Consider the following 11308-nt stretch of genomic DNA (forward strand, 5'->3'; position numbering starts at 1 on the left):
CCTGATTGATTGATCTATGTCTCGTAACATTTTATGTGATCGCTCTATTTTTACTTTTGCTTAATTCTACAAACCTCTGTCTACCAGCAAAAATTACGTATCTGACGTTTTGTTGCGGATTTCGAATATTTGGAGGATTGCGGGAGCAGCGTAGCTGCGTAGCAATCCGGGTATCAAATGAGTGGCAAAAGACCGTTTGACACTCATATCATTTTATTAATGATATGTATGATAAATATCGTAAATCCGGACGCCGTCTCTGGAAATCTTCTGGTTTTCTACCGGCACAAGTGTGACTGCTTCCTTGTCTGTAAATGCAACCACATTCTCGTTCCAGATGGTATCCGCGCTGATTCCCTCCAGCATGCAATATGGAACAAAAGTATCTGTCTGAATGGAAACGCTTCCGTCTGCATTCTCAGTTACCTTAAACGCAGGATCTTTCAGTTCCAAATATTTGACTGGGACAAATGTCTCGAATTCTTTCTTGGAAACCTTCTGTCCGTTTTGTTCATACTCATATTCGGCAACAAAGAATACGCTGTCATCACGACCTGCGATCAATTCCTTGTATTCTTTCTCAAACAGGCATTCTGCACTGAGTGCAGGTACTTCTTTAAATGCTTCCTGCTCCTCGATCACCTGGAAGTCCAGTGTTTTCACCGCGATTTTCGCTTTTACCGTTACCAGGTCAAGTGTCTCGTTTGAAATCCAGAAGCCCATGTGCGTCTCTTTTTTCTCAATGCTTCCTGCCACATTGTCGCAGAAGCCTTTTGCCATATAATGGAGGGCCTTGTATCTTCCGTAATAGTCCATACTGGACCAGGACGCAACCGGCCAGTTGTCATTGAACTGCCAGTAAATACTTCCCATACATCTGCCGCGGTTTCTTCTCCAATGCTCAGTCGCTTCCTTCATGGCGTATCCCTGAAGGATCTGGCTTAGGAAGATCAGGCTTTCCAGGTCTTTCGGGTAACGGAAGGTCTCGGATAAATAATACAGGATCTTGCCGTTTGCTGCCGGGTTTTTCTGATGGCTCTCCATAATTCTGGAGAAAAGGTTGCGGTCTTTCTCCCCGGTAAAGGTCTCTACTGTCTTGATAGATGGAAGAGACTGGAAGCCGAACTCGGAGCAGAAACGGAAATAGTGTTTCATGTACTCACTGAATGGTTTCTGACCATGCCATACATCCCAGTAATGGCAATCGCCGCGGTTCTCATCACATGGATTATCAAAGCTTCCTCCTGATGACGGGGAAGACGGCCAGTAGAATGCATCTGGTGCGTTTTCTTTTACCACATCTGCAAGGAGGAATTCGAACTGATACAGGTAGTCTCTCTTAAGAGACGGTGCATGTCCCTGGACATCCTTCCAGTCTGTCCATGCGCATTCCAGCTCATTGTTTCCACAGATCAGGCCAAGGCAGGCATGATTGCGGAAACGGAGGATATTGTCTTTTGCTTCAATTGCAATATTCTCTGCAAACTCCGGTGTTACGTCGTAAATGTTGCAGGCGTACATCAGATCTTCCCAAAGGAGAATTCCGTATTCATCGCAGAGAGCGTAGAATTCGTCGGATGGATAATATCCGCCGCCCCATACGCGAAGACAGTTAAAGTTTGCAAATACGCAGGCATTTACATCGCGCTCCAGGATTTCCCTAGTAATTCTTGGGTAGAAGCAGTCATCCGGAATATAATCTGCACCTCGGGCAAAAATCTTTACGCCATTTACCATAATGGCAAATTCCTGGCCCCACTGGTCATCCTCACGGGATACCGTGACAGTGCGGAGACCGATGGGGTATTCCCTGGTATCAAGAACGGTCTCGCCGGCTTTCAGCTGGATCGTCAGGGTGTATAAAGGCTGTTTGCCGTAGCCGTTTGGCCACCACAAAGCAGGGTTTGTTACGTTTATATCAGAGTCGGTGCCAGTGTAGATGAGAGCACCGGATGGGTCACGGAGTTCGTAGAAAAGCTGTAAGCCGCTGACTCCAGGCTGTGCGCTGCCGCCAGATTCTGGCTGTGCTGCAGAATTTCCATTTGACTGCATAGCAGTATTTCCAGCTTTTACAACCTGTCCATCTGCTTTCTCAATTTCACTTCCAATATGAAGTGTCACGCTCCATCCACATGCTCCTGGCGGATCAAGGATTCGCCCAGTCTTGCAGTATCAAAGCAGCAAAGCTCCACACCGCGGAAAAGTCCCGCATCCGGAAGCTTTGGGCCCCAGTCCCAGCCGAACATGGAGTGTGCTTTACGAATGTACTGGCTTCCAGAGGTAGTTCCGGTGTTGGTAAAATGAATCTCTCTTCCTTTCTCCGGCTTGTAAGTCTCAATGAATTTTACCGGGGAGGCGATATGAAGTTCCAGAAGGTTCTCGCCTTCTTTTACCAGCTCTTTCACCTGGTAGACCCAGATGCGGTGCATGTTCTCAGTATGTCCAAGCTTCTTTCCATTTAAAAAGACATCTGCCACAGTATCAATTCCGTAGAAGGTAAGAAGAATCTCCTCACTGGCAATCTCTTCTGCGCTTACAGAAAAAGTGCTTCTGATGTCAAAATCATTTTTCCAGAATTCTGTCCATTTGTACTCATTCATTCCATAATATGGATCCGGAAGAATTCCTTCTTTGCAAAAAGTATCCATGGCGGAGCCGGGCACACTCATGTCATACCAGGTATTCTGGCCGCTGATGGATATCTGAAAATTGTCTTTTAAGTCTCGCTTTATCATATGGTTATCCTTTCTTGTCAGCAAGCCTTTCAAAAGTATTAAGATATGTAAATATAATTTAACAGTCCTATGAGGCAATGTCAACCATATACCAGTGGAGATTGTTACTGTTTATGAGTTGCTGTTCACGCCGACCAGTAACACGCTTCGCGATGCACAGAAAGACAAACCTTCTTGTGACAAGCACAAGAAGTAGCATTTGCTGCGCAAACTTAATTCTCAGGTTTTCTGTGAACTTTGTTCACAAAAAACACCCGGGAGTACAGAGACAATCCTCTGTTCCCGGGTGTTTCTTCATCAGTTAATTTTTTTCAGCCAGAAGAAGCCATATGCAGGCACATTTACACCTGCAGCCTCCATCTCCTGTCCGGTGATCAGATCCTTGTAAATTCCATCACGTTCATTAATCCATGCTGTCTTATCATATTCACTGAAGTTAAACAGGCCGTAAATTTTCTCCCCTTCATAATAACGGCCAATGCAGAGAATACTGTTATCCCATGTATCCACAGTCCAGGTATCCGCATTTGTCATAAATGCCTTCTCTGTTTTGCGGATTTTTTCCAGCTGGAGCAGACGTTTGTTCAATTTACCCTCCACAGTTCTGGCGTTGCCGCTCATGGCTGCGCGATCCCAATTCATAGCCCCTCTGTGAATGTATCGGGAATCCGGTGCTTTGTCCGGATCATTTTTGTATGAATAATCATTTACCTGTCCGATTTCGTCTCCGCTATAGATTACGGGAATTCCGGACTGCATAAACATATAGGCATGAAGCATAACATCCAGCTGGATTGCTTTTTCCATCGCCGCTTTGTTTTTCTCAAATCCCGCCTTCTCAATACCGCACATGGAAGCGGTGGTTCCGCAGAATCTTGCATCTCCAGTTACCGGATCCTCATTGTAAAGCACTCCGCGGCTGTTGCTCTCCCCTGCAAAGCCCTGGAAATAGTCATTGAGATATTTCTTATGAGAACGTTCTTCAATGCCTTCCTGCTGAAGTGTGGCATAGTCCAGTCCCCAGCCAATATCATCGTGGCAGCGCAGATAATTCAGGAATACGTAATCCTTCGGCAGACCATTTACAATATCAAGCTGTTTTTTCAGAAGACGCACGTCCCTGGTGGCAACGGTATGCCATGTAGTTGCCATTGTAGTTACATTGTAAAGCATATGGCATTCCGGTTTTTCTACAGTTCCAAAGTATGGCACAACCTTTTCAGGCTCCATAACTACTTCTCCAAGAAGGATCACTCCCGGGCATACAATCTCGCTGATCAGGCGCATCATACGCACAATGGTGTGTACCTGCGGAAGATTCCGGCATGGTGTGTTCAGTTCTTTCCAGATATAGGGAACTGCATCAATTCGGATTACATCAATTCCCTTGTTTGCAAGGAAAAGGAAATTATACATCATTTCATTGAAAACCCGCGGATTTCCATAGTTCAGGTCCCACTGATATGGGTAAAAGGTGGTCATTACATAATGCCCGATTTCCGGCAGCCAGGTAAAGTTGCCCGGAGCTGTGGTCGGAAATACCTGAGGCACTGTTTTCTCATAGAGGGACGGAATATACGGATTGTCGTAGAAGAAGTAACGGCTCATATATTCCCCGTCGCCCTGGCGGGCTTTTTTTGCCCATTCATGGTCTTCCGAAGTGTGGTTCATAACAAAGTCCATACACAGGCTGATGCCTTTTTTGTGGCAGGCACCGGCAAGTGCCTCCAGATCATCCATCGTCCCCAGATTTTCCTGTACTTTACGGAAATCAGCCACTGCATAACCGCCATCAGAACGGCCTTTCGGTGTATCCAGAAACGGCATCAGATGAATGTAATTTACATTGTTTTTTTCCAGATAGTCAAGCTTGCTTTCCACACCTTTCATGTTTCCTGCAAAATTGTCTATGTAAAACATCATGCCAAGCATGTCATTTTTCTTATACCAGCCCGGATCTGCTTCACGCTTTTGATCCAGTGCCTTCAATGTGCTGCTTCGTTCTTCATAGAAGCGGTGCAGCTGATCGCATAACTCGAAAAACATGGAATCATTTCCATAAAGCTCCATGTACAGCCAGCGTAATTCATCTGTTTTCTTTGCCATACGATCCTGAAAGATCTTATCTGTTTTCTCTCTTTGCTTCACTTTATATCCTCCTCGTATCTACTGGCAATTCTCAAAACTTCAGCTCGTACTTTGTAACATCCATCTCCACTTTGCCATCTGCAAAGAAGGAAATTCCATCTGCCTCCAGATCTGTATAAATCGTTGCAGTCATCACATGTTCTCCATCATTTACAAAAATCTCAGCACTAAAGCGATCCAGGATCAGCCGAAGCTTAATTTCTCCATTTTCACTATTCACAAGGCTTCTTCTCTGATGGATAATTGCGCGTCTGGAACCGGAGAACTTACGGTCAATTTTCAATACGGATTCATAAGGGCGGAAGCTTACTGCTGTATGGTACGTATCATTCTGGGCAAAACGCACTGCAAATTTCTTATAAATATTCTGCGCATCTGCCGGGCGAAGAGTGATTTCCATATCCACGCATCTTCCCTCTATGCCATCCAGACGAATTACATCCTCAAAAGCAACATTCTTATATTCTGTCTTATTTGTGCGAAGCTTCTCAATTTCCCGAACCGGTTTCTGGATCAGGCGGCCGTCTTTAATGGAAAGCTCTCTTGGAAGGCTCATCTGTCCAAACCATTTTCCCTTCGGAATTCTGTTATTCGCACATGTATCCCAGTTCTGCATCCAGCCGATCATAATTCTTCTTCCGTCTGGTGCTTCCACTGTCTGCATTGCATAATAGTCGATACCATAGTCCACTGCCTGGTCTTTTTCCGGAATAAAGGTTTTGGTCTCCTCATCAAATTTACCAATCAGGCAAAGAGTTCCATCACCATTGTGGTACTCAAAGCCTTTTGGAAGCATATCCTGAGGGCTTACAAGTACTACATCTTTTCCATCCAGGGTAAAGAAATCCGGGCACTCCCACATTTTTCCGAATCTGCCATCATTAGAAAGCATTACGGATTCAAACTCCCAGTTAAACCCATCTTCACTTCTATACAGAAGAATACGGCCGCCTGTTCCGTCCGCCCTGTCATTTACGATCACGCAGCGGTAAGTGCCATCCTCGCATTTCCACATTTTCGGATCACGGAAATCAAAGGGGCTGCTGTTTTCCGGCATGTCTTCTGCTGTAAGAATCGGATTTCGTACATCCTTTTCATAATCCATCCCATCACCGACTGCAAGGCTTTGTGTCTGTATATCGCGGACACCTCCATCCGGCTGTGCTTCTTTTCGCACACTGGTGTACATAAAAAGCTGTTTTCCATCTGGAAGCGTAATGGCACTTCCTGAAAAACATCCCACATAATCATATGGCATGTCCGGGGCAATGGCTGCCGGAAGGTATTCCCAGTGAAGAAGGTCATCACTTACCGCATGTCCCCAGTGCATTGGTCCCCACTGGGAATCATATGGATAATACTGGTAAAATAAATGAAATTTGTCTTTGTAATAAGAAAAACCATTGGGGTCATTCATCCATCCAACTTTTGGAGATAAATGAAATTCCGGTCTCTCCAAAGGTGTAATATTCTGAGCCATTGCATCTTCGTATCTTCTGGCATCTCTTAAAGTCTGACTTATCATAATCATATCTCCTGTTGTTATTTATTAATCAAAACACATTTCAAGATAGTAATTATGGGGTCCAAAAATATTACTATCATTGGACCCCATTTTGGTTTTAACCTTTTACTGCTCCGGAGGTAACACCCTCAACGATGTAACGCTGCAGGAACAGATACAGAACCAGGATCGGAAGCATAGCCAGAAGGAGGGCGGCCATTACCAGTCCGAGGTCTGTTGAATAAGTACCATAGAATGCCTGTGTTGCAATCGGAAGAGTATACAGTTCTTTACGTCCGAGAACAAGGCTTGGAAGAAGGTAATCATTCCAGAATGCCATTGCATCAATAATCGCAACTGTTGCGATGGTTGGTTTCAGAAGCGGAAATACAATTTTCCAGTATGTCTGCCATCTGGTACATCCATCAATAAATGCTGCTTCTTCCAGCTCCATCGGAACGCTGGTGTGAATTGCACCGTGGAACATGAATGTTGCCATGGAAAGGGAAAATCCCACATGCATAAGGATCAGAGTAATACGGCTGTTCAGTACTCCAAAGATACCACCGTAAAGAGAAACCAGCGGGATCATAAGTACCTGGAACGGAATAACCATAGATGCAATCATCAGGGAAAACAGAATACCGCATGCTTTCCATTTATTACGAACAATTACAAACGCTGTCATTGCAGAAAGCATAATTGTAAGGATCGTAGAAACTGTAGTAATCAAAAGAGAGTTTGTAAAAGATGTTGCAAAGTTCATCTTTTTCATGGCATCTGTAAAGTTAGTCAGAATAAAGCCGTGAGAGCCAACCAGTGCCAGCGGATCTGCCGTGATATCACCTTTTGTCTTAAACGCATTGAAAATTACCATGATAAACGGGAAGATAAATGCCAGAAACAGGATAACCAGCACTGCTATTGTAATAAAATGGCTGACTTTTTTCTTCTGAGCTGCTTTTTTGTTTTCATCCATCATGCTGCCACCTCCCCTTTCTTACCAATGTAAACCTGAGTAACTCCTACGATTGCGCAGACAACAAACAGAATTAATGCCTCTGCCTGGCCGGTACCGTAATTTTTGTAAGTAAATGCCTGATTGTATACGTGCATAGCTGCCATTACAGAAGAGTTAAATGGCTCACCTTTTGTCAGGGAAAGGTTTACATCATATACCATAAAGCATCTTGTGATCGTTAAGAAAAGACACTGTACAAAAGAAGATCTCATAAGTGGGATCGTTACGTTAATGGTTGCCTGTGTCTTGGTGCAGCCGTCGATCTGGGCTGCTTCCATAAGGCTCTTGGATACGCTCATAAATCCGGCTACATAGATCAGCATCATATATCCTGCGTACTGCCACACAGATACGATGATCAGACATGCCATTGCACCGTTGGTGGTTGCCAGCCAGGAGGTGGAAAGAGCACCTACAGAAAGAGATTTTCCAAGTGATACAAATGCACGGTTAAATACGAATTTCCATACATAACCAAGTACGATACCACCGATCAGGTTCGGAACAAAGAAGCCTGCACGGAAGAAGTTCTGACCTTTAATTCCGCTGGTAAGAAGGTATGCAAGGAAAAATGCTACCACGTTTACCAAAATTACAGCGATAACAGAATAAATCAAGGTACGTCCAAGTGCCTGCCAGTAAGCTGCATCCTGGAATGTAGCAATGTAGTTTGCCAGTCCAACAAATGGTTTGTCTTTTGAAACACCGTCCCAGCTTGTAAATGTAAGATATAATCCGTAGATAAATGGAAGGATTACAACTGCACTAAACAGGACAGTGGAAACGCCAGCGAACATCAAGTACTGTTTTACTTTATATTTCATGGTGTTTTGTTCCATAATCACGATCCCCTTTCCCTTTTCTTTTTTGTCTCCACCCTTTTCCCGCTGCCTCCGAAAATCTATAATCCAGTACTTTTCTTTTTGTGAGGGAAAGAGGCCGCACGCCGCATGGCACAGGCGTGCAGCCTCTTGAGGGGTGGCAAATTTCTATAAAACTACAGTATGTTTGTTAAATTAATAAGTTGTTACCAAAGGATAATTCTTAGTGCTCTACAGGAGTTGTGTTCTTCCAGTAGTCTTCAATCTCTGCTGCAAACTCAGCTCTGTCAATCTGTCCTGCGAGATATTTCTGGAAGGTTGCACCACAAATGGAAAGATGATCATCCGGAAGGTAATTGTAGTTATCAATCAGAGAGCCTTCATCTGCATATTTCTTAACAGATTTTCCAAGTGGATCGGATACTTCTTTTTCATTGTTAGAGAATGCAGGTACAAGTGCACATGTCTCAGCAATGAAGCTCTGTCCTTCATCGGAATCAGCAAGCCATGTAAGGAAGTCCTTAGCTGCCTGACGCTGCTCATCACTTGTTGCATCAGAGGAATCGATCATCATGAATTTGGAACCTCCACCAACAAGCTTCTCATTGGATCCGTCATCTGTGTTCTGCGGTACTGGCATCATTCCCATATTCTCTGTATAATCATATGCATTGATTACGGACCAGTCCCAGTTTCCTCCGAACATGAATGCGATCTGTCCTTCAGCAAGCATCATCTCGGTTGTCTCACGCTCTGCAGCGATTGCAGAATCTTTTGCGTAGTTATTCTCCATCATTACATCGAAGAAGTCCATAAGAGAATTGAATTTCTCATTGTTTGCAAGGTCTGCTGTTCCTTCATAAAGAGAGGAAACAAATGCTTCTACATCTGGCTGCTGCTCGTAAACCTCAGCAAGGAAGTGAGCTGCAAGGGACCAGTCCTCTTTCATGATACCGGTAGGTGTTTCCATTCCGCCTTCTTTCAGTTTCTCAAGAAGCTCTTTAAAAGAATCAAGTGTCTTGTAATCATCCGGATTGAATGTCTCGCCTGTGATTGCTTCGATTGCATCTGCATTGTAAATAACACCGCGTGCTTCAAGGCAGGTCGGGAAACCATTGATCTGTCCGTCAACTCCGATTGCGTAATCAGTCTCATTAACCCAGCTCTGATCGCTTAAATCAATTGCATGGTCTGCTGCAAGTGAATAGATATCTTTCGGGTCTACCATAGAGATTGTATATGGATCATTCGCAGAATATCTGGTAGCCAGATGAGCAGATACTGTATCACTATTGTAATAAACCTCTACGCCAACGCCGGTCTCTTCTGCATACTGAGCAGCTAATTCTTCGAACTGGCTCTGAACCTCCATCTTGGAGTTAAAAATTGTGATGTTCACATCGTCTGCCATAACCGGTACAGATACACTTGCCATTGTTGCTGCTGCAGTTGCAACTGCAATTGCCATTGAAATACGTTTTTTCATTTTTGCTTCCTCCTGTTTTTTACGTTCTTGTTGAGACGTTTTCTTGATGATTGTATGATAGCATTGCGTCTCAAATATGTCAAGCGGTTGTCATATATTTTTGTCCATTTCACATCACTTTGTTACATTTATACTATTTAGCTCTTTATGTTTTGTGCACTTTTACATGCTTTTTTCGTGTCTGTAGTTCATTTATTTTATTTTTCTTGTTTTTTTACGAAAATTGCTTCATTTTTTATCACAACCGCATGTCATATTCCTTATGCATCTGATCAATTCCGCGCGAAGCGTTTTTTTGTATAGCAGAAATATTACAGAGTAATTTCCTGCTATACAAAAAATCAGCTGTCATATTGTATTCTGAAATGTTTCAAAAACACCCCAGAATACACAATATGACAACTGACTAGAAAATTTTTCGAAGATAAAAAAATATTAACAATTCAGTAAAGCGGACATTCGCAATCCGCTTCGCTGCTTGCTCATGAACGCAGTCGCTTCGCGATCTGTCAGTGGGAGCTGAAGGCTCCCACTGACAGAAGCATCCCCCCTCACTCGCCGCTTAGTGCTCCGCGCACTTGAAGCGGGGAAATGCTTATCTGCGTTCAAGTCGTCCCTCGCTCAACCAGTGTAACCGGAAATACTGTCTTAGTAGGTACAACTTTCCCCTCATCAATCTGCGCAATAGCTGCTACTGCCAATTCTGCCATCTGTTCCACAGGCTGATGAATTGTCGTAAGTCCCGGACTTGTAAACTGGGCAATATTCACATCATCAAAACCTACGATCTTCAGTTGCTCCGGAACCTTGATTCCCAGATCTGCGCATGCCTGCAGTACATAGGCACCAATAACATCTGAACTGGCAAATACACCGTCCACATCAGGATTATCCACCAGTGCCTGTCTTACATATTCATAATATTCCAGAGAATCAAAAAGACGGTTATCCGTTACCATAACCACATTTTCTTCATTTCGATTCTTACAGATATCACGAAATGCAACCTCGCGGAGATCTCCTGGCATATGAATGTCAACCCCTGCACTTACTCCGCCGATAAACATCAGCTTCCTGCAGCCTTTCTCAATCAGAAGCTCCGTTGCCAGCACACCGCCCTGATAGTTATCACATTCAATCCCGGATGTCCCTTCATCCATAGAACGTTCCAATGTGATCAACGGGAAATCAAGATCTTCAAATTTCTCAGTTTCAAAACTTCCACTGCAAAGAACAACGCCGGTCACTCTTTCGCTCTTGCACATCTCAATACACTGTTCCTCACGTTCTTCTTTATACCTGGAAACAAAAAGCATGATACGATATCCCTGCTTCGCAGCCTCTCGCTCCAAACGGCTTAGTACCTTGGCAAAATAAGGATGTTCAATATTCGGCAAAATAACTCCTATCGTATTACTCTTCTGCTTTGACAGTGCGCGAGCTGTCTCATTAGGCTGATAATTCAGCTCTTTCATCACCTGATATACTTTCTCACGGGTCTTATCACTGATATATCCTCTGTTATTCAGGACTCTGGAAACTGTTCCTACCGTTAGGCCTGAGGCCTTCGCCACATCCTTAAGTGTTGCCATA

General features: G+C 44.0%; 8 protein-coding genes. All 8 read right to left on the reverse strand.

Features of this window, described 5'->3' with window-relative positions; translation table 11 throughout:
- Positions 1-216: 216 nt before the first annotated feature.
- On the reverse strand, positions 217-2121 hold the full coding sequence (locus DW904_RS14605) for a glycoside hydrolase family 2 protein (RefSeq protein WP_202187733.1): 1905 nt from the start codon (positions 2119-2121) through the stop codon (positions 217-219).
- A complete protein-coding gene (locus DW904_RS14610) occupies positions 2118-2735 on the reverse strand; it encodes a hypothetical protein (protein ID WP_118581944.1) in 618 nt (205 codons plus the stop codon). Before DW904_RS14610 ends, DW904_RS14605 begins: the two co-directional genes overlap by 4 nt.
- A 297-nt stretch (positions 2736-3032) precedes the next feature.
- Positions 3033-4841: an amylosucrase gene (locus tag DW904_RS14615; RefSeq protein ID WP_118582054.1), complete on the reverse strand. Its 1809-nt coding sequence runs from the start codon at positions 4839-4841 to the stop codon at positions 3033-3035.
- Positions 4842-4914: 73 nt separating this feature from the next.
- On the reverse strand, positions 4915-6408 hold the full coding sequence (locus tag DW904_RS14620; protein ID WP_118581947.1) for a glycoside hydrolase family 32 protein: 1494 nt from the start codon (positions 6406-6408) through the stop codon (positions 4915-4917).
- 97 nt (positions 6409-6505) lie between these two features.
- On the reverse strand, positions 6506-7369 hold the full coding sequence (locus tag DW904_RS14625) for a carbohydrate ABC transporter permease (RefSeq protein WP_330382723.1): 864 nt from the start codon (positions 7367-7369) through the stop codon (positions 6506-6508).
- The gene (locus DW904_RS14630) at positions 7366-8247 is read right to left on the reverse strand and encodes a sugar ABC transporter permease (protein WP_118581952.1); all 882 of its coding nucleotides are present in this window, start codon (positions 8245-8247) and stop codon (positions 7366-7368) included. The genes DW904_RS14625 and DW904_RS14630 overlap by 4 nt, the downstream gene beginning before the upstream one ends.
- A 205-nt stretch (positions 8248-8452) precedes the next feature.
- Positions 8453-9715, reverse strand: a complete 1263-nt coding sequence (locus DW904_RS14635) for an ABC transporter substrate-binding protein (protein WP_118581955.1) — start codon at positions 9713-9715, stop codon at positions 8453-8455.
- A 605-nt stretch (positions 9716-10320) separates the two neighbouring features.
- Positions 10321-11307: a LacI family DNA-binding transcriptional regulator gene (locus DW904_RS14640; protein WP_118581958.1), complete on the reverse strand. Its 987-nt coding sequence runs from the start codon at positions 11305-11307 to the stop codon at positions 10321-10323.
- Position 11308 lies beyond the last annotated feature (1 nt).

This window comes from Ruminococcus sp. AM42-11 (assembly GCF_003480145.1).
GTDB classification, from domain to species: Bacteria; Bacillota; Clostridia; order Lachnospirales; family Lachnospiraceae; genus Blautia_A; species Blautia_A faecis.

Bases quoted from the DNA above. Each gene is read 5' to 3' on its own strand.
- DW904_RS14610 (WP_118581944.1), bottom strand. From the start codon at position 2,735: ATGATAAAGCGAGACTTAAAAGACAATTTTCAGATATCCATCAGCGGC.
- DW904_RS14615 (WP_118582054.1), bottom strand. From the start codon at position 4,841: ATGGCAAAGAAAACAGATGAATTACGCTGGCTGTACATGGAGCTTTAT.
- DW904_RS14620 (WP_118581947.1), bottom strand. From the start codon at position 6,408: ATGATAAGTCAGACTTTAAGAGATGCCAGAAGATACGAAGATGCAATG.
- DW904_RS14625 (WP_330382723.1), bottom strand. From the start codon at position 7,369: ATGATGGATGAAAACAAAAAAGCAGCTCAGAAGAAAAAAGTCAGCCAT.
- DW904_RS14630 (WP_118581952.1), bottom strand. From the start codon at position 8,247: ATGGAACAAAACACCATGAAATATAAAGTAAAACAGTACTTGATGTTC.
- DW904_RS14635 (WP_118581955.1), bottom strand. From the start codon at position 9,715: ATGAAAAAACGTATTTCAATGGCAATTGCAGTTGCAACTGCAGCAGCA.
- DW904_RS14640 (WP_118581958.1), bottom strand. From the start codon at position 11,307: ATGGCAACACTTAAGGATGTGGCGAAGGCCTCAGGCCTAACGGTAGGA.